The following is a 21313-nucleotide window of genomic DNA, read 5'->3' as shown; positions in this document are numbered from 1 at the left end:
GAATTGTTAACCTATCTTATGTTATGGACAAAGATTATGCACAATGATTAATAAAAGGAAATTGTTACAGTAAAAAGAAGAGGAATAGATAATAGAAGTCTTTTATAAGAGAACAGTAGGGAGATATTTAATGTCAGATATAACTTTAGGGGTTTATGATGGTCATTTAACTAAGTTTGAAAAAAAATCAATAGATGGATATATTGGTTCTTATCTATTAGCATTGGGCTTTTCTGATAAGAATGAGTCTATTGGTGAACTATTCATAACCTTTGAGGTAATTGGATATGGAGTGGAAGGTTTTGATGGAGGGATTGATATTTCATATCAAGTAATATACTTTCAAGACCCAGACAATAAAGAAGAATATTTAGATGATTCCGAAGCTTTCGTTTATGTTTTTTCAAACTATGGAAGAGATATAATGGATATAGTTAACTTAGCTTATGATGCTTTAGATGATTTTTATACAAACGGTACTCCATTGGGGGAATTTGCTAATCATTTCAAATAAATAACCATAACTCTAAGGAATTATTAAAAGATTTTTAATATATGGTGGTGAAAGAATGGTGCAACAAAGCAATGTGATAATTGACCCGACAAAAGAATCTTACAGCTTCAGATTTAGTAATCATGATTGTTATAAGCTTGCTACAGGAAGATGCACATTTGAACTATCAGATGAGGAATTTGGGCAAGAAAAAGCTAAGTGCAATTCACCGTATATGTATGAAGCCAGTGTCACCTATTGTCGTGAACTATTAGAAATGATGAAGGTAGGGGGCTCTCTATCGGCAACCACTTCAACAGGTATTAGAGCTGAAATAAAAAAGTGCGGTCACATTCAATTTAATGACGGACAACATCGTTCGTGTATCGCAAAGAAAAACAGATTACCAGAGTTGTATTTTGATAAATTAGATGATGACGTAGGCTCTTTGTGCCAATCTTGTCGCCTTGAAAAAGTAGAAGCGCAAAGACAAAATAGATTTTTAGATATGCTTAAAAATACAAGAAAACATAACATTGAAGAGGCTATTCATTTTTATATCACTGATGAGAAATTATAGAAAACCCTATGTTAATAGAGAGGTTAATTATGTTTCCTAAAAGATTAAAGAAAGTAAAAGTCGATATTAAGGACTTTTCGAAATTAGAATTGATTTCTATGTAAAGATTAAAAAGAAGGTGTATTCTAGATGGAATTCTCTGAGGAAAAAATTTATAAAATAGTTTCAGACTATTATAAAAACAAAGGTCTAACTAAACAGGAGTTTAGTAATCGTTTGCGAGCTATCAATATGTTGGTAATCAAAGAACTACCAATGAGCGAAGCTATTTATTGGTTGTCTAAGTATGAAAATGATTATTTTGAAGATGCAGAAACAAGGAATAAATTGAAAGCTAGACATAGGGCACAACTAAACGCAATTTTGAAGAAGTTAGGACTTAAAAGTACTAAAGAAGGTTTAATAATGATTGTATGAGTATTTAAACATCATGTATCCAAATACAGAACAAGAATCTGATTGGGAGTTTATTTGGATAGAATGAATCGAATAAAATAGAACCATTACAAAATACATAATTAGTAGTGGGAAGAGTATTTGAAAATGGGAAAGTGCTACTGGTATCAATGAATATTAAAACTTCTTATCTTGTTTATGGAAGGTGACCTATGGATGATAATGAATATCGTACACATTTAATAGTAAAAGCTTATGAATTCGCGGAAAAGATTCCTTCTATATGTATCACTTCTGAAAATTGGTCATTAACTACTAATAATGGTGATTTTGAGTTGAAACATGGTAATATTCTTATCTTGTCTGTAACTAATAAAAGTACAAATTTAGATTCAAATGTTTCCAGATCCAATCAGCTCCCCTATTTTGTAGAACAGTGGCTAATAAATCAGGGGTCCCTACACTAAATTATAAATGAAAGAAGAGATAAAATGATAAAGAAAAGTGGAGAGACAATTATTCCTGATTTTATTGAAGAGGAATTTATTTCTGCAATGGACAGATATTTTAGTAACAAATATGTTTATCCTAGTAATGAAGATTGTGTTAAAATAACTAGAATATCCCAAAGTGAAGAAAGAGAAAGAGGATATGATGGCATAATTACATCTATTATCCCTTTCTATGTTCAATTTAAAAGATCAAATTTTCTAACCCCCAAATCCTCTTCTAAATTAATTAAGGATAGAGAAAGTGTTTCGCTAAAGACACAAAAAGGGGTGTATTATTTCCCCCTACACAAAAATGAGCTAGAATTTAATCAACATAATACTATGTACAAATTAGCAAATGATTCTTACTTTAAAAAGAAAGTTTTTTATGCTGCTCCTTTGTTTTTTAGAAAGGGGCAATTAGATGAAGTTCGTAGTGGGAGTGGGAATGATTATGCATACAGATATCAACCAATAGAAATTTATGATTTTCAAATAAAATCAAAATTTTACCAAAATAGAATTCCTATGTTTAAGAATGTTATAACTATCCCTCCTCACAAGATAGTAAATAGAGGTTCTGAATCTCATATTTATAGCTATACAAAAGAAGGGGAAGTTTGTTTTCATAGTGATCCTGAAAAGTACCCAGAAGATTTTAATCCTCAAAATTTATGGGATTTTTTATCATCACTTAACAATGAAGAGGAAATTACAGATCTGGAAAAGTTCACAAATCATTTAATGAATATCTTGCCAGATATATTTGGACTGAAGTCAAATACACCAAAATTTAAAAGTCTGCTTATTACCTCTTTAAATCGATCATTGAATTTCGAAATTCAAAATGAAAGTTTAACGATTGAAAAACTGTTGGAATCTTTGACACCATTAGATAAGTTGGTTATTTTTGAGGATGTGTTAAAACAACATTTTAACATACATCAATACGTAAGATACACTGTACTAGAACTAATTTAATAAACAAATAAAATGGATATAATTACAATGTATATAGACAATCCAGACTGTTTGTACTATAATAGAGATAATTTAATGAACGAACTAAAGGAAGAACCTTTAACGTCTAGGAAACTAACGTTTTAGGTTCTTTTTTTATTTTGAGGGGGCTATTTATATTGATTAAAAATAAAACATTTAAAGTAGTTGGAGTCCAAATGATTCCTAAAGACAGTGTTGGTAAAATGCAAATGGTTCAAAAAATTGCAGATAAAGAAATTTTACAATCATACAACTTATTCGAAAAACTTATACGGCCTGTAAATAAAGATTTTGAGGAATACTTAAGATATGAGGAAAGTAAAAGTAAATCAACAAGGAAATTCATGATTGTTGGATTAATGGATTTAGAGTCAAAAGGAGATGTTTCTGGAAGAATTATATTTAACCCTAGCTTGTTTTTAAGCATGGACGTTATGGACGAATTAAAATCACTTGTTAGAACGGCTCACTAGGTGTTCATTAATGAGAAAACCTAAAATGTATTTTGCAATTCATTGTCGAAGCAGCATTTGGTTAAGGAGAAGTATACAATTCTTTAAGGGAATAATACTGATTTCAACGTTTTCCATTCTTATAAGCACAAATCACAGTTATCTTGTTATTGCGCTAATACTATTTATAATCTTTTTCATTGTAAAAATAATTCCAATACCACATCAAGATTCAATTGAGGTTTATTTTGATCGTTTAATTTATAAAACCAAGATTAAAGATGTGGAAGTATATTTTAATCATATAGCTTTTATTGATCAAGATGTGGTAGAAGCGCATGAAGGTGATACTTATTACAAAACCATAGAATTTTTAGACGAATCGATGGCGTCTATACTGTATATCGAGGCAAGAGGCTACTCATATGATGGACTAGTAGTGCTGTGTAATAGGATATATTCAGTTAATCAAGAATTTTCAACTTCAGAAAACACCTCAAGAAGTATTTTCAATCTTGATAATGATAAGCAAGAGGTAATTTAAGACGAGTTAGAAAGTAGGAGATGTGATGAATTCTGTATTATTAATTGGAACAATCGGTTTAGGGATAATTTCTATAGGAAGTGTGATTCTTTGTTATAAATCATACAGAGAACACACTTTAAAAAATTCTGCTGATTATCTTGATAATGAACCTTCAATATTAGAAGGACTTAAAAAGGAAAATTGTGATGTAGAGGAAAGCTCATTTAGGAAAGCAGTAACTTCTTTTGATAGGAGTGAGCATGACACCGAGGGGGAATTTAAGCCAACAGATAGTTTACTAAGAAAAGCAATAGCTTCTTCTAATAGAAATGATGATGAAGAGAAAGTTTTGAAATCTAGTAGTTCATTAAGAAATGCTGCTGTTTCATTCAACAAAAGAGAGCGCGAAAAAGGTAGAAGCAATAGTAATGAAGGATGGAATACGACACCTAATAATAATTTGTTTGCGACATCATATTTAAATGATACGACAAATGAACATTGTAACAAAGGAGGCTCAACTTTCGATAGTGGAGCTTCTGATTTCGGAAGTAATGTATCTTCTTCCAATGATTCAATGTTTTCATCTAGTAACGATAGTAGCAGCAGTTATTCAGGAGGAGGGGATTCTGGTGGTGGAGGATACGACTAATTAATACCTAATTGCTGCACCGCGTCCGGACAATGCAAGGTTCCAGCTTTTCTCTGGTCCACTGGTTACACCAGGCACTGCAGCTTTAATTGTTTTACGTAATCAGCTGGATGTAGATGACGAGGTTGCATTATTAGCTATTAGTGAAATAACAAATTAATAGCATTATTCAACTAACGGATGTTTAGTTGAATAATGCTCATTTAATTGGATCAAACTTTTTTATAAAAATTTCATACTTAGTTAGAAATATTAACTCCATTTTGAACAATCTTTTTTCGAAATGAAAATTTTCCATTCAGCTGATAAATAAAGGTTGAAAGGGATTTTTAATCAATCTTTATTCTAAAGCTACAATATTTCCTTAAAATGGGAAAGATAATAATTTGAATAATACAAAATTTGAAGCGAAGCTTCTTAATAGTGTTTTTTCTTAATTTTCTATGTAAAGACAATATTAAGAATAATTAGTTCAATCATATCAACCACTAAAAACGTTCCTTTTCAGTGGTTGATAAGGATGGTATAATTGTATTAGTAAATATTACTTATTTAATAAAATAATTCTATATAATAATTATCTATACAATAGTGGGGTGAAAAGGTATGAATGGTTTAATTAAGGCAAATCAGATATTTGGTCATTGGAGAGTTTTAGGTGAGTCAAAAGATAACCCTTTATCAGAAGAGATAAAGTACTACAGATGTAGATGTACTTGTGGTAAAGAGAAAGATATTAGAGCGGAATCACTAATAAATAAAATATCTACCTCGTGTGGATGTAAAAGACAAAAACGACGGAAAGAACTCAATGTTGGTGCAACATTCGGGAGTTGGAAAATTGTTAATTCTACATTCAATAGTACTAAAAATGATATGTATTATTATTGCGATTGTAAAAGGTGTGGATCGAAAGTAAAAGGGTACCATTCTGAATTATATAGACTTATGAAGGATACTTGTTCATGCAATTTTGGCTCTGAAGGTTTTAGGAAAGGGAGCAAGTTTGGAAATTGGATAATTGTAGGACTTGGAAAAAAAATCGCAAAGAAATCTGCCGATAGATACTATCTTTGTAAATGTGATTGTGGAACAATGCGCGAAGTTGTCGATAGTAGTTTAAGAAAAATGTTATCTACTTCATGTGGATGTTCAAGAGTTAACTCCCAAAAAAAGGTGATTTCTCTTATAGGATGGTCAAATCCGCTGCCATTTTTAAGTGATATTAATGGAAATTGGAGAGTTATTCATAAGGATATTGCAAATGAAAAGAAGATATATGAATGTATGGGATGTAAAATTAAAATAGAAGTCAAATTAGGGGCAACTCAAAAGAAGTGCCCTATCTGTTCTCATTCAAAACCTATAGATAAAGAGAAATTGATGCAAATAATATATGAAGAACATAATTTAATAGATAATGATGTAGAAAAATTTTATTTTGTAATTTGTCTAATAACAGAGAAAGGCTACTTGAAATATGTTCTATCTGATGGAACGAAAGAATATGAAGGGGATTTAGTCCTATCGCGAAAAAGAAAAAGAAAAAAAGGAAACCCTCAGAAAAATAGTCCTATTATTCCAAGAAAAGTTTCGAAAATAATAGATGAATTAAAATTAACCTATGATGATGAATATATTATTGAACATAAGAACGAGTTACATCCCTTATTAAGTGATATAGGGGATTGGGAACTAGCAAAGGTTTTACTTCAAGGATACTATTTTGAAGACATCATAGTTGAAAATGACATATATAAATAAGTAGAAACTCTACAAATTAAATGGGAAGGAAATTGAAGGTACAAAGTTTAGAAGTTGGAGGAATCATCAATATATTATTTATACAAAAAAGGGAGAGGCATAAAGTTGAGTGTAGTTAAGGAAAATCAAATGTTTGGAAACTGGAAAGTCCTGGGCGAATCTGAAAGAAATAAAACGTTAAAAAATAACAGATATTATAAATGTAGATGTAGTTGTGGTGTAGAAAAAGATGTGAGGTTAGAATCCTTAACTAATGGTTTTTCTACTTCTTGTGGATGCAGACGGCAAAAAAGACGAAAAGAATTAAATACAGGAGCTGAATTTGGAAGTTGGCAAATTGTTGATTCTAAATTAAATAGTTTAAAAAATGATATGTATTATTACCTTGAGTGTAGACAGTGCGAGGAGAGAATAGAAGGTTATCATTTAGAATTATATAAACTAATGAAAAAAACTTGCTCTTGTAATCTAGGTCCTCAAGGATTTAAAAAAGGGACAAGGTATGGAAACTGGGTAATTCAATGTCCTGGGAAAAAAAGTAGTAATAAAGCGGGGGATAAATACTATCTTTGTAAATGTGATTGTGGAACTTTACGTGAGGTGGTAGATAGTAGTTTAAGAAAATTACTTTCAACTTCATGTGGATGTTCAAGGGTAAATTCACAAAAAAAAGTTATTTCAGTTTTAGGTAGGTTTAATCCTAGCGATTTTCAAGGTGATATTTATGGAAAATGGAAAGTTTCTAGACGAGATATTGTAAATAATAAGAAAATATATGAGTGTATGACATGTGGAATAAAATTTGAGGTCAAATTGGAAGCTACACAAAAAAAATGCCAAATATGTTCTCATCCAAAAGATATAGATACAATAAAATTAATGAAAAGGTTATGTGAGAAACACAATTTTTTATACAAAGAAGAACTATATTTTATTGTTCTTAAAATAAATGATTCTGGAACAATGAAATATACTTTAACTGATGGGCTAAAAGTGTATGATAGTGAGTTAGTTTTATCCAGAAAAAGAAGAGGACATCCCTTAAAAAATAGTCCTTTGATTTCTAGTGATGTATCAAAGATAATAGATGAATTGAAATTAGATTATGATGAGAGGTTTATTGTTGAACATAAGAATGATTTACATCCGTTATTAATTAATTTAGAAAGTTGGGATTTAACGAGGATATTACTACAAGGCTATTATATCGATGATAGTTTTTATATATAAATAGGAAGAAACTAAATAAAAAAATTGGTGGGAAATAACTTGATTGATTTATTTAAGGAACAAAAGTTTGGCTATTGGACTGTTTTAGAAGAATCAAAAAATGCAATCTTTACAAAAGGTGAAATTACTTATTATAAGTGTAAGTGCACCTGTGGTAAAGAAAGTGACGTGCGTGAAGAATCTCTTGTAAATGGCCTTTCTACTTCTTGTGGTTGTATGCGTCGTAAAGAGCGTAAAGAACTCCATGTAGGAGCAAAGTTTGGTAGTTGGAGAATCACCGATTCCACATTTGACATAGAAGCAGTTGAAAAGATATATAAATGCCAATGCAGCAATTGCAAAAAAGAAGTTACTGGTTACCGAACAGACTTAGGTGGCAGAATGAAAAAGGCATGTAAATGTAATGTTAGTAAAGAGGCATTTCAAATAGGTAGTCAATACGGGAATTGGACTATAATTGATTCCTCAGATAAGGTAAGTTCAAGTGTAAGTGAAAAATACTATCTTTGCCAATGTGATTGCGGTACTGTTAGGGACGTAGTAGATAGAAGCCTTAGTAGGTTATTATCTACTTCCTGTGGTTGTTCTAGAGCTGAATCTCAAAAGAAAATACATTCAATATTGGGGGGACCAGATCTTAGGCATTTTTCAGGAGATATTTTTGGTAAGTGGAAAGTGCTGAGAAGAGATATACTTTCTCAGAATGATGTTCTTTATGGTGTTTATGAGTGTCTTAAATGCAGGCTACGTCTACAAGTAAGGGTAGGCCTTATAAATAAAAAGTGCCCTCTATGTAATCATCCGAAAAATATCGATAAAGATAAATTGATGATAGCTATTTGTGAATCTCATAATTTACATACTCAAGAACAATTATATTTTGAAAAGTTAATCCGTAATCATTCTCAAACAGAAAATCTTAAATATGTTTTATTTGATGGTAAAACTCGATTTAGCGGGACTATTAAATTCAATATAAAGTCGGACGGTCATAAGGACGATTCAACTTTGTTTTTAATAAAAAAAGGTAGTAATGATTAAAAAGAGAATTTAATATATTTAAATAGGATTTATAGGTTTAATGGTGATAAATTGTTACAAAACTTACAAAAGAATGGAGAATGATTAATGACAGCAACAAATGCTTCTTTAGTTCATTATTTTCAACTTAGATTTAATGGCTTGGATCTGAATAATGAAGAAGAGATTTTTATGTTTGTAAATAATGCTTTAGTTTATGCAGAAGAAATACATATTTCTAATGAAGATAGTTCAGATGAGTTGCAAAAATTACCTCTATTAGCAATACTGTCTGAAGTACAACGAACGTTTCCTGGTGTTTTGGAAAAGATGAAAGACAACTCTCCTATTATTGCGAAAAGTCTTGATATTTTATCATGCTATACAGATGCAAAAAGAGATTTATTAAAAGATGTATTCCTGAAATCAGCTCTTGTTAATTAAGAAAAAGCATGAGGGAAATGGGAGGTTGAAAACTAAGTGAATTTTTTCATATTGGCAGTTCTATTTGGAGTATTATTAATCATTATGTTTAAACAAAAAAAGACTAAAGATAATAATCCAGAATTTATGATTCAAGAAAATGGAAGGATATTAAACAAGATTCTTGTAGAAGAAAAACAAATTTTTCCGATTTTTACACGTGAAGTTCTCTACTTTATAGATATTGAATTTCAAATAAATGAAGCATCCTATTGGCAAAGATTTTCTTTAGAAAATGCACCGCAACTGGGAATTGGTGAAAAAGTAAAGGTTTTTAAAAGAAATGAACAAGAATGGCAACTAACAAGAAGTTAACTTGTAATTGGGGTGGAGGTGGAACTATGAAATTTTCAATTTTTAATTGGATCACTTTCTTAGTGATTGTTAGTATTTATTCTTTGGCCACAGCATGGGTTGAGAGTTTGCTAGTCATGAGATACATATCAGGTATAATAATGGGTGTAGCAGTAATGTTATTAATATGGGTAGTAAAATTAATTAAAAACCAAAGAGTTTAGTGGATATATAATAATTGCAAATATGCAATATCTTTAATGGGGTGCCCCAAATGAATGAAGAATCAATAATAAGATTAAGTCACTTTCAAGATGATAAACGCATAAATGAAATAAAAGCACTTACTAAAGAAAAGAAGAAAAAAGACTATGAAGGAGAATACAACTTATTTAAGAAATGGTGTTCTTTAAATCACTATTCTATGGACTTCATTGGGGCAGAAAAATATTTATTACATGAAGTCGAAGTTAAAGGTATTCGATTAAATACAATGAATCGTAAAGTAGCTGCACTCCGCTTCTATTTAACTGGAATTCAAGGAAATATTGAGCCGGAAGTATTTAGCGAATCCGTTCAAGCCATTCGTGATCTGTATAATTTTGAACCTTATTTAGAGAAAAAAGGAATCAACCCTGTTACTTTTGCAATGCAGAAAGAAGTAGCCTTATCATTGATTGAAAAATTTAATACGGATAAACCAGAAGACATTCGTATATATGCAATATGTTTAGTCAATCTTATAACTGCAAATAGACCATCTGAAATGGTACGCATTCATGTAAAAGACTTTGATTTTTCAAGAAGAGAAATCGCTGTAAAGTTAATTAAGCAAAAAACATTACATCGGAAGCGGTTAACAATGGAAGCATTATTTGCAGTACAACGGTATATATCTAGCTTTAAATTGGCTCCGGATGATTACTTTGTTGGAAAAGTTGATAAGTGGGGCAATTATAGTGCTGTTCAAATAAACGCTAATACCTATCGTCAAAACATAAAAAAATGGATAAATGTTGCACCTTATACGTTGAGAAAGACTCAAATAACAAGTATGCATCGAAACAAAGCAGATTTGGCGACCATTGCTAGACAAAGTGGTCATAAGTCAGTGCAAACTATTTCAGAGCATTATATCAAACTAGATTCTACTGATTTGGATGATTATATTTAAGTAAAATAATTAGAATCTTGATTTAGCACTATTTAATAGGTTATAATATTAGAAAACATAGGAAAATTCGGAAGCACCGAATATTCGCACTTTTTGTGCGTTTATTCGGTGCTTTTTTTTTATTCCGAAAGGAGTCCTTGCAATGATTTATAAATACTAAAATTATCAGATTTTAAAAGAATAAATAGGACGGAAAAAGGAGCGAAAAATATTGGGGAAAGTTGGAAACAAAGGGAAAAAGAAAAAAGTTACAAAGGCAATAATGGCCTCCGCTGCTATTGTAGTGGCCGCTGGTCCTGTTGTAAATGTGCAGGAGGCAAAAGCAGCATCTAGCCATGTATGGAATAAGTATGAAGCTGTTATTGCTTCTCAAGAATGGGCCTCACAAACATTTCTTACTTGGTCAAGTGCAACGAATTTCGCAATTGCTGTAGGTGGAAACGTAACTACATTAGAAGATGATGAAGGCACAGGGCTTTGGTATGTTGTTAATTGGTTAAATACTACCTATAAAAAAGGGCAATCATTGGGGACGGCAAAGTCCTCTCAAAGCGATGCATTTCCTAGTGATGGTATTCATTCAGATGGTTTCTATTATGTTTACAAAGGGGCTAACTCTCCACCATCTACACCATCCTTAAATGTACCACCTCAACAATTTGTTGAACATGGAGATAGACATTATATTTCTTTCCCTTCTAATGATAGTGAAGGCGATTCAATCACATATACACTACAAGCTCTTTATAACAGTTCATGGACAACTATATATACAGGTAGTTCTTCTACGTATTTATATACAGTTCCATCTAATCAATCGCAAGTACAATTTAGAGCAATGGCATCAGATGGACAAGAGACTTCTTCATATGCCACAAGTACAGTGAAAACAATCAGAGAAGTACAATATCAATGGAATAAGTTTGATATACAGAAAGAATATACTTTCGATTATAGAAATATTCATGGTGTGGAAGATGCTAGTGGTATGTGGACAAGTAGTGTCCCTTCTCCTGAATTTAAAGTGGCTTTTGATTTCACCATAGTAAATGGCAGGTTTGAATTGGTAAATCCTTTTACTCCTTGGCCTGTTCATATGGGTGATTTTCCTGAAGGTAAGGAATTCTATACTCTGTATGGCGGTTCTTTAACCTACAATCAAGTAAGGATGAGTGGGTATCCAAATAATGCCGAAATGAGAGTGTTTTCTAAGACAGCCGAACAATCTGACATCAAAGCTAATGAGATTAAGGGCAATTTTATCAGTTCACTATCAGGCGGTATTAATGCCTATACGCATGGTGAGAAAAATGCAGACGGATATTGGTATGAGAGAGGGCAACGAGTTCTGTCAGAGGACGTAACACCTCCAATTATAGAGTTGACAGAGCAAAAAAGTTACGGTCAGACATCGACGGTGGAAGTAAGGGTGCATGATTTATCTGCCATAAAAAATGTAAAGTATACGAAAGGTGAACAGGCACCAGGTTACTTTGCAACAAATGGCACAGCCGTTACAGATAATATATTTACAGTAAATGAAAACGGTAAATATACTGTGTATGCAGAGGATGCCAAAGGCAATAAAGCCGTACAAACCATTGATGTCAAGAAAGTAAATAGTGCTCCAAAAGTCGATTCCGTTAATACTTTTGACAAATTTAATGTTGTAGATGATACTACAAATTTTGCTGTACATGGCCGTATTTCAGATGTCGATGGACAACCGATGTCAGTAAAAGCTAATTATAATGGCAAAACAGCTTTAGCATCAGTTGTTGAAAATACATTTGAAGCAACATTAAACGGTAGTGAGTATGAAAATGGTTTCCACCTAAGTGCTATTAGTATTGTAGCAAACGATGGGTTTACAGATAGTGAGGCGAAAACATTCACTCATCCCGTAATTAAAGTTGATAACGCCGCTGATTATAAAAGGGATTTAAACGCACATTCGGAAAACCCTGACGACTATACAACTGCGCAACATGAAGCATTTTATAACGCTTATAAATCGGTTTTGGATTATGAAACCCACAGAACAGCAGAAGCGATTCAAACTGCCATTGAAAAAATGGACTCTTTAAAGGCAGCAACAGTCTTAGAAAGTGATACGCTTACAGGCTGGCAAAATCGTTTGGATTTGGTGACTGCAACAGTTGCCACAGAGAACGCAGAAAAGAATCTTTTAAAAACAGATTTCGAAAAGGCTAAAGTGCTAGTAGAAGCATTAATAACATCCGACAAAAAGGATGAACTAGAGGAACGTATCAATGAATTACAACGTTATCACGATGCAAATGACGATATTACCGCAATGGAAGATGAGCGTGGAAATGTTTCCTGGAATACAATCAATGAAGCGCAGGCCAAAGTTAATGTAGTAGAAAACGCAGAAAACAAAAAAGCATTACAAGATCGTTTAACACAAGTTGTTAAGGATTACATGTCTGATTTAACAACAATCACACCGGAAGATTTAGAAAACTTTGGTGTTACGGATGTTTTGCCAGAACACAGTGATTTATACGATGAATTGAAAGATGAATTCCAACCCCTTGGAGAAGATACAAATGCACAGAACTTAGTAGACTTTGTAAATGCTTTGAAGGTATTCATGAGTGATGTAACGACAAGCTCAAATGATACATTCCATTCAAAAGTGCCAGTCAATGCATCAATAAAACTTCTAACTACAGTAAAAAGTGTGGACTCCATTTTAGACTATCGTCAAGTATTCAAGCGCGATGCTAATCGTGATAAGGCGCTGTCTGATGTTATTCAGGATGTTCCATTTAAATTAACGAATCAGTATATGAATACTTTGATTACAGCCATGCAGGAAGTCATTGAATATAACGATACACATGATGCCACTGAAAAATCAGAAGGACACAAAGCGACTGAAGCTTTGTGGATAGGGCAACTACGTACTGACATGCAAGCATACCTGGATAACGGTATACCTGATATTATCGTCTTGGACGATATATATGAATATATCAATAACGGTACGTTAAACGTTGTCTCATCTATTCAAGACACAAACGACACAACGCATAACGTAGCAGTATCCTTTAATGGGAAAACAAAACAAATAACTACTACAGATGGTAAAATTAATGTTTCGTTTGATTTAGCTGATGGTGTTTATGAGGATTATATAACAATTGTAGCCAAAGACAAATTAACAGAAAAAACGTATGTAATTACAAATAAGCCAGTTGTTGTGGTATCCGATGTAGAAATGTTTAAACGCTTTGTACAAGCACTAGAGACAGACTTAAATCAATCTTTTGATACCATCGAATTAACAACTATTTCAACTTTAAAAACACTATTTGACAAGACTATGGCTATTCAAGTCAATGTTTCGTCAGAACGACAAATCCGAGAAGTTGAAAACGAGGCCACTAAGCTTGGCGGTAAGAACGGTCACCTTGAAACTTTAGTGAAATCTCTAGTACAAAATAATCGGTTAATTTGGTTAATTAATAATTATAAACTCGCTACTGACGACGACTTTACTTGGGCAGGCGTTGTTGGTGTAACACCTGGTAATATTGAAGGTTTAAAAGTAATCATTGATGATTATGTAGCATCTCATCAAGCTGGGAAAGTTAAAACACCTACAATTGAGGATTATCAAAATTGGTTAAATCTCAATGCTGTCATTAAAGAAGCTGAGCATGCAATTGAAAAGGCCGAAGGCATTCATATTAAAGAAGCACTGGGAGAAGCCCTGACGAACGCGGAATTAAGCTTAGAAAAAGTACCCGGTTGGTTGTCGGCTAAAAAAGAACTTAGGGACCGTCTTGATGCTGCTATTGCTTATTACGGTGTGATTGATAGCGTAATGACTGCAGAAGTAACGTATTTGCAAGCCGATAAAGACACGGCACAAGCATTAGTAGATAAGTTAGCAGAAGGTACACCAAAAGATAACCTTAATAATCGTTTAGAAGCTGTACAAACTGTTATTGATGCCATTGTGGGAGTTGAATGGGCGGAATCTACCTTAGAGAAAGCAGACCAAGTAACTGCACAAGCATTAGTAGATGCAATCGATGCCACTAATCTGAAGAAAATAGAATTACAAAGTCGTTTAGATGCCCTAATCAAATTAAAAGAGGCCATTGTTGCTGTTGAGCAAGCTGAAACTACTAAAATTCTAGTAGATAAAGAGGCCGCTCAAATACTTGTAGACGCTTTACCCGCAGGTCCGAAAAAAGAAGAACTGGAAAATCGTTTATCAAAATTACAAGCTGAAATTGATAATAAATCAAAAGAGGACCAAGCCAAAGATGCTGTTGGCAAGGCTGAGGATTCATTAAAAAAAGAAGATAAAGAACAAGCTCAAGAGAAAGTTAATGCACTAGAAGATGGTGCATTAAAAAATGAATTACAGGAGCGCTTAGACGCATTAGAAGAACATGTTGATGCATACCTAGTAGCTGAAGAAGCAGTCGAACAAGCAGAAAAGTCTAAAGAATCAAGTGATATTGAAGCTGCACAGGCACTTGTAGATGTATTACCAGATTCAAAAGCAAAGGATTCTTTAAATGAACGTTTAGATACTTTAAACAAATTCATTGAAGCAGATAAAGCTGTTGTCAAAGCAGAAATTAGCCTTATGCAAAAGCATAAGAATGAAGCACAGGTACTTGTGGATGCACTGCCTAATAATGTTGAAAAACAAACATTACAAGCTCGTTTAGATTCTCTTCAGATAGCAATTGATAACAAAGTTAAAGACTTATTGGATAAAATTATAAATGATTTGGATAATGTTACTGCTGAAGAATTAGCTGATTACACTGATCAAGAAGTGTATGAAGAATTAATGCCTGAATACCAAGAAGAAATTGGGAAATTAGGTGATTCAGTAACCAAAGAGCAAGTCATTGAGGTAGTGAAGGTAATCAATGCTATAGAATTTGCAAAACGTGAAATGCTACCTAATTACATTGCTGCATATGAAAAAGAATACGCAGCATCAACATTACCGACTCTTCACAGCTATCCACAGCCAACCGCTCTTAGTTCAGTTGTAGACTATCTACATGATGACAATGCTTTAGAAAAGGTTATTCAAGAAATAGCGGTTGCTTTAAAAGTTTCAGAGGAAAAAATTCGTGCAGAACTAGAAGGGATACTTGAAGATGTATCTGACGATGCATCAACAGGCAATTATCTCATTCAATATGTAGATGAAGATGGCAAAATGATTTATGAAAATTGGGTACTTGATGTAGCTTATGGTGAAGTTGTAGTCATAGCGGAAGCTCCTGAAGGCTATGAGGTTGTTGGTGATAATACTCAATCATTTACTCTATCTGACGATACAGCGAATCAAACAATTACCTTTGGTGTAAAAGAAAGTCTAAAGGAAGAAGGTGAACCAAAACCTGAAACAGGAGAGTCTACTGAAGGTGAAGACGGTGAACCAAAACCTGAAACACAAGAAAATAATTTAGACGCAATTGAAATCAATGCACTAACAATTGAAGCCCTAAATGAAATGGTACCAGGACTAACAAATGTAGATTCAGATAATTTAGCTTTATATATCCAACATGTACAAGCTTATGCGAATGACAAAGGCGTGGCTACTTTTACGAATGATGAATTAATGGTTGTTCTAGACGCTATTCATGCAGCTTATGAGCAAGGTATTGAAGCAGAAACTAAAATATCAATGTTGGACAATGGAACTGTTAAAGATACATTAATGGCTTTAATAAAACCTAAACAAACAATTGGTCAGGAGACAGCGCTTGTTCGTTCAAAAATGTTGATTGCATCATTAAATGACGACTTCCTTCGTGTAACTGCAACTCCTTATTCAGGAACTTGGGGCACTGAAAATGAAAATCATGCAGAGTATGTATTTAAAACATTTTACGCTTTGGCTAGCGTTAAAGCCTACAAAGAAAATTTGTCTGAAAAATACCAAGAAGATGTTAAATCATATATTACGGTTAATCTTCACGATGGATCATATAAAGAAATGTTACTATCCGAGCTAGGATACCGTATAGATGAAATTGGAACAACCGACGATGGAAAACCTGACTTGACGCCAGTATATCCTACTGAAAAACCGCCAGTGGTAGTTCCGCCTGTAGACCCACCGGTGATTGATCCACCTGTAACGGAACCGCCAGTGGTGAATCCGCAGCCGAAACCGGAGCCGCCGCCAGTGGTTGTACCTCCCGAAACGGGAACGGTAGCTGAGACAATAGATCATGAAGAAGGCAAGTGGATTATAAAGAATCCAGCCAATGATTATATTACTCTTGAGCAAGATGGTGTTAAAATCACTGTACCATTCGAGCTCAAGGCTAAAGAGTGGCAAGTAGAATGGACAAATAAAGGAAACAACCATTATAAATTACGTGTTTTTGCAGATGGTAATGAAATTAACTCGTTTAAACAAAACATAGAAGTTGAAAAAGTGCATAAGAAAGCTTATGTACTACGTTATGAAAATGATAAATACACATCTGTGCCGTTCAAATATGAAAAATCTAATATCAGCTTTAAAACAAAACGAACAGGTGAATTTTATTTTTCAACAAAAATAGTTAAATTTAAAGATATAGAAGGAGTCTTTAGTAAAAATGCCATCGAAGAACTAGCTAATCGTCAAATTGTCTTTGGAACTTCAGAAGGCTATTACAGCCCATATAAGAATCTTACACGAGCGCAATTTAGTTCGATGTTGGCTAGAGCTTTAGGAATTGAAGCAACTGGTACAAACGCATTCAAAGACGTAAAAGCCAAAGATTGGTTTGCTGATGACGTTCAAGCTCTATTCGATGCAGGAATTATTAAAGGTGTGACAACTACAAAATTCAATCCATATGGCACATTAACACGTCAGCAAGCAGCTTTAATGTTAGACCGTGCATTGGATTACCTTGAAGTAGAAAAAGGAAGATATAGCCCTACATTTAGCGACTCAGACAAAATATCAGATGAAGCTTGGTCCGCTGTAGGAACAATGCAAGCACTAGGAATTTTTGATGGTAAAGCTAATAATAACTTTGATCCATACGAAAACATAACTCGTGCACAAATGGCCAAAGTACTATTAAATACATTAGAAAAAGGGGGATTGTTTTAAATTGAACCATGGAAAGTATTCTTAAATGAGATGAAAAATGCAGATGAACTAGGAAATCACAATTAAAAACGCCCAAAAGAAGGTCTAAATTAATAGACCTTCCTTTTTAAAGAAATTATTTTAAATTTAAACGTTCGTCAGGGAAATGTTAGTAATTTGCTTTTTAATTATTGAAATACGTTTTATCTACTGATAAGATAAACACATAGTTATTCATTACCTTTTATGGTTTCGAACAGGAAGCCAAACAGTAATGGATACTTGACTTTTAATTGTTTTATGATTGGTTAAAAAACGTCTGCGGAAACAGGCGTTTTTTTCATGTTTAAATTTCTAATAATACATAATTCATCTTGAAATTTCAATAACTACCACTTATACTAGAGATAGTTATTGAATGTATGAAACTTGTTTAAATCCCACCGAAAGGTGAGCAGATTAAGAACAAGGTGAAGTTAGAGTGATACGTTTTCCCGTAGGATAACTATGAGCAGAAAATGTTGATGAAAGTGAATAATAGTGGGTATTTAAAGCATATTTTCCTGTTTTTACAGGCGAAATATGCTTTTTTATATTTTATAACCAATCATAAAAAATTAAAGGGAGAGATTTAAGATGGAAAAAGTATTTGAATTCACATCACATTTGAGGAAAAAAGCCTAATGTATGCTACAAAATTGGCAGATTCAAAAATCAATGATAACGATGCGAATGCATTTTTTGAGGTATGTGAAGTGTATGGATTAAACCCTCTACAAGGAGATATTTTGATTCAATCTTACGAGACAAAGCAGGGGCGAAAAGTTTCTTATATTGTTACTCGTGATGGTCTTTTAAAACACGCACATCGTCAAAAGGATTTTGTTTCTATGAATGCTGGTGTGGTACATCAAAATGATCATTTTGAATTTGATGTTGCCAATGAAGTTATTCAGCACAAATTTAGTGCAGATCGTGGTCAAATAATTGGTGCATGGGCAGTTCTTAAAACAAAAACTCGTGGAAATGTAATGGAATTTGTAAATTACATGGAGTACAAAACGGCTTTAGGTTCCAAAAATGATCTTTGGAATAAAATGCCTTCATCAATGATTAAAAAAGTAGCTCAAAGTAATGCCATTCGTAGTGCATTTCCTCTTGGCGTAAACTTTAGGTCAGAGGATGAGTTTAACGAATATGAGGAACCTGGTTCTGAGCAAAAAGAGCAAGACCAGCCAGATTCGCTTAAAGATGAATTGCAAGCGGCTGCACTCCAGGACACATCATCAAAACAACCTAAAAAAGGAAACAGTAAATCTTCAAAAGTAGACAGCGAAAAAAACACTAGTGATGAGTTAAAAGATGAAACTAATAAAATCTCATCAGAGGCAAATGTTATAGAACCTCAACAATTGGTTACTAGCGTTTCAGAAAAAGAAGTAGCAAATGATGCAATTCAATCAGAAAGTAAAAATGTAGCTGCTGTAGAAACGAATACAAATCCTATTGAACAAACAAAGATTAATTCAACAGTAATTGATGGAGATGTAGATGGAGAAGATGTTTACACTTTTGTGAAATCAGATTTAAGTTTGTCTCCAACAAATAAGCAGAAATTTTTAAAAGTCTATGCATATATGCGTGGTACAGATGAGATGTTATTTGCTGCTGAAGAAAACATTGAATTGTTCGATGAATTCGAAAATGGTGTAAAGTTTTCAGCACAAGTTGAATCTCACCAAGGATTTAAGTTTGTGAAAAGTGTAAAAGTATTAGCGGCTGCTTAATATTAATGAAAATTGAATAGGAAAGGAGATATGCGTAATGTTGCCTTCAATTATTGACGTTGCTCAGGAAAATTGTTTAACAATTAATCCTCGTTCATTAAATAAAAAAGAAGTTTATGCAAAATGTCCGTTTTGTAATGGTGAGAAATCAGCAAACCAATACAAGCTTTCAATGAATACAGAAAATAATGTATTCAAATGTTGGCTCTGTAAGGCTAGTGGCGGTGTACTTGAATTTGAAAGTCGATTAACGAATCGTACTTTCCAAGAAGTTCGAGTGAAATACTTCGGAGATAATCAGAAGAAACGACACTATGTTGAATACTTATCACCTAAACAACTGCGTAAAATTGGCTGGAACGAATATAAACGTAAAAGCCGTGAAGATTTTATAAAAAAACGTGACGACGTGCTGCGAGACTGGCGAGATTATGAATATAGCGAAAAAGTAAAATATTTTGCTTTATTTATGGTAGTTGCGCATATCGACGATCCAAAACGCACAGGTACTTTGCTTGAATGGATAATGAAATCAGTAGAAGAAACGGGAATTTATTGTTTATTCTCTACACTACTCGAACAGTTTATCTTAGAAGAAAATCAACGAACTACATGGGCAAAAGAAGGAACAGAAATTGCGAGAATGGCATGGAAATGTAGCCTTTCTACTGGAGATAATACTATGCAAGATGTAGTTAAGTATGTATTACTCACTTATTTTCTATCGAAAAATGAAAGTGAAAATCAAAAAAAATTAAAAGGTGTAATTTAATTCTGAAGATGATTTTTTATTCAGATTGTAGTAGATAAATTAAGCCGAAATCGAAAATTAGTCTCTTTGTATACTGCTACTGCAGTTTCAGAGAGGCTTTTTATTTAATCCAAAAACAATTCAAACGTCCTTATAAAAAAGCTATTTATTAAAAGGAGTGTTTATAAGAATGGAAGTCCGTATCCAAAAGCTATTGAAAGAGCGAACGTTTTCTTTTTCAAGACTCACATTATATGAGGATTGTCCATTTGCTTATTTCCTTAGATATGTAGAAGAGATTGAAACAGTGGATAGTTTACCACTTGCCTTTGGTAAAGCAACTCATAGGGCTATTGAGGAGAAGATGAAGGGTGCAGGAGATAAAGAGGCTCTCATAACAGGTTGGAAAGAAGTAGATTATTATCCTTTTGATTTAGAGGAATACGAAAAAGTATATCGCAGAGCTGACGTAGAAAGAGGTGAAGCTATAAATTCTAATGTACAGACAGAGATTCATTTCAAGTTACAACTTGAAGATAATCAGAACTCTCCTTATGTGCAAGGGTTTGTAGATGTTCACAGTATTATTTATGGAAATCATAGTTTTATTGATTGGAAAACTAATCGAGTAATGTATGATCCATTAGAAACTATGCAGCTTCCGCTATATTCCTGGGCAATCGGTAAAATCTACAATGTTACATCTGTAAGAGGAACTCTGTATTTCTTGCGGTTCTATAGAAACAATCAAAAAACAGCATTGTTTGATCAAAAGGATATGGAAAAAGCACGCATTTGGGCTTTAGGTTTAGCTAATCAAACGTTGGAATCATTGGAAAACTTTCGATGTGGCCAGTCATTAGAAGAAGCTTTCCCAGCAAGAGCAAATATGAGGTGTGCTAACTGTCCTTTTGCTTATATATGTGTTGATAAGTATGCGAATATTACTAATTAAAATTAAAAAGGAGTGTCATTATGACAAATTTAGCAAAGAAAACAATAGAAAATACAACGATGGAAGATGCAGTATATTTAGCACAAGAAATTGAACGTTATGAAGCTGCCTTGAAAATTATGAAAGATAAATTGAAAGCTTTTGTTAAATTAAAT

The 21313-nt window shown here is 33.0% G+C and carries 19 protein-coding genes; all 19 read left to right on the top strand.

Annotated elements, in window-relative coordinates; genetic code table 11:
- Positions 1-130: 130 nt before the first annotated feature.
- The 19 genes from ACOMCU_RS22450 to ACOMCU_RS22360 all read left to right on the top strand — a co-directional run bounded on the left by ACOMCU_RS22450 (position 131) and on the right by ACOMCU_RS22360 (position 21158).
- Positions 131-514, top strand: a complete 384-nt coding sequence (locus ACOMCU_RS22450; protein ID WP_421051449.1) for a hypothetical protein — start codon at positions 131-133, stop codon at positions 512-514.
- Positions 515-569: 55 nt separating this feature from the next.
- Complete coding sequence (locus ACOMCU_RS22445; RefSeq protein ID WP_421051448.1) at positions 570-1073, top strand: hypothetical protein; 504 nt, start codon at positions 570-572, stop codon at positions 1071-1073.
- A gap of 129 nt (positions 1074-1202) precedes the next feature.
- Entirely contained in the window at positions 1203-1490 is a 288-nt protein-coding gene (locus tag ACOMCU_RS22440; protein WP_421051447.1) for a hypothetical protein, read from the top strand.
- A 191-nt stretch (positions 1491-1681) separates the two neighbouring features.
- Complete coding sequence (locus ACOMCU_RS22435; RefSeq protein ID WP_421051446.1) at positions 1682-1936, top strand: hypothetical protein; 255 nt, start codon at positions 1682-1684, stop codon at positions 1934-1936.
- A gap of 24 nt (positions 1937-1960) precedes the next feature.
- The gene (locus ACOMCU_RS22430) at positions 1961-2941 is read left to right on the top strand and encodes a hypothetical protein (protein ID WP_421051445.1); all 981 of its coding nucleotides are present in this window, start codon (positions 1961-1963) and stop codon (positions 2939-2941) included.
- A gap of 158 nt (positions 2942-3099) precedes the next feature.
- Entirely contained in the window at positions 3100-3435 is a 336-nt protein-coding gene (locus tag ACOMCU_RS22425) for a hypothetical protein (RefSeq protein WP_421051444.1), read from the top strand.
- Positions 3436-3445: 10 nt separating this feature from the next.
- Positions 3446-3958, top strand: a complete 513-nt coding sequence (locus tag ACOMCU_RS22420; RefSeq protein WP_421051443.1) for a hypothetical protein — start codon at positions 3446-3448, stop codon at positions 3956-3958.
- Between the two features lie 25 nt (positions 3959-3983).
- A complete protein-coding gene (locus tag ACOMCU_RS22415) occupies positions 3984-4592 on the top strand; it encodes a hypothetical protein (protein ID WP_421051442.1) in 609 nt (202 codons plus the stop codon).
- Positions 4593-5198: 606 nt separating this feature from the next.
- Positions 5199-6356: a hypothetical protein gene (locus ACOMCU_RS22410; RefSeq protein ID WP_421051441.1), complete on the top strand. Its 1158-nt coding sequence runs from the start codon at positions 5199-5201 to the stop codon at positions 6354-6356.
- A gap of 105 nt (positions 6357-6461) precedes the next feature.
- A complete protein-coding gene (locus tag ACOMCU_RS22405; protein ID WP_421051440.1) occupies positions 6462-7586 on the top strand; it encodes a hypothetical protein in 1125 nt (374 codons plus the stop codon).
- 39 nt (positions 7587-7625) lie between these two features.
- Positions 7626-8627 carry a hypothetical protein gene (locus ACOMCU_RS22400; protein WP_421051439.1) on the top strand — a complete coding sequence of 334 codons (1002 nt, stop codon included), beginning with the start codon at positions 7626-7628 and terminating at the stop codon, positions 8625-8627.
- 87 nt (positions 8628-8714) lie between these two features.
- On the top strand, positions 8715-9050 hold the full coding sequence (locus ACOMCU_RS22395) for a hypothetical protein (protein WP_421051438.1): 336 nt from the start codon (positions 8715-8717) through the stop codon (positions 9048-9050).
- Between the two features lie 36 nt (positions 9051-9086).
- Positions 9087-9404, top strand: coding sequence for a hypothetical protein (locus ACOMCU_RS22390; RefSeq protein WP_421051437.1), 318 nt, complete (start codon positions 9087-9089; stop codon positions 9402-9404).
- Between the two features lie 26 nt (positions 9405-9430).
- A complete protein-coding gene (locus ACOMCU_RS22385) occupies positions 9431-9607 on the top strand; it encodes a hypothetical protein (protein ID WP_421051436.1) in 177 nt (58 codons plus the stop codon).
- Between the two features lie 50 nt (positions 9608-9657).
- Positions 9658-10557: a tyrosine-type recombinase/integrase gene (locus ACOMCU_RS22380; RefSeq protein ID WP_421051435.1), complete on the top strand. Its 900-nt coding sequence runs from the start codon at positions 9658-9660 to the stop codon at positions 10555-10557.
- Positions 10558-10768: 211 nt separating this feature from the next.
- Positions 10769-17686: an S-layer homology domain-containing protein gene (locus ACOMCU_RS22375; protein ID WP_421051434.1), complete on the top strand. Its 6918-nt coding sequence runs from the start codon at positions 10769-10771 to the stop codon at positions 17684-17686.
- Between the two features lie 662 nt (positions 17687-18348).
- Complete coding sequence (bet, locus tag ACOMCU_RS22370; protein ID WP_421051433.1) at positions 18349-19452, top strand: phage recombination protein Bet; 1104 nt, start codon at positions 18349-18351, stop codon at positions 19450-19452.
- A gap of 37 nt (positions 19453-19489) precedes the next feature.
- On the top strand, positions 19490-20224 hold the full coding sequence (locus ACOMCU_RS22365; RefSeq protein WP_421051432.1) for a hypothetical protein: 735 nt from the start codon (positions 19490-19492) through the stop codon (positions 20222-20224).
- A gap of 169 nt (positions 20225-20393) precedes the next feature.
- Positions 20394-21158 (top strand): RecB family exonuclease, encoded by a 765-nt coding sequence (locus ACOMCU_RS22360; protein WP_421051431.1) that lies wholly within the window; start codon positions 20394-20396, stop codon positions 21156-21158.
- Positions 21159-21313 lie beyond the last annotated feature (155 nt).

The sequence above is a fragment of the Lysinibacillus sp. UGB7 genome (assembly GCF_049058285.1).
Classification (GTDB): Bacteria; Bacillota; Bacilli; order Bacillales_A; family Planococcaceae; genus Lysinibacillus; species Lysinibacillus sphaericus_B.
This window is presented reverse-complemented; position numbering and strand designations above follow the sequence as displayed.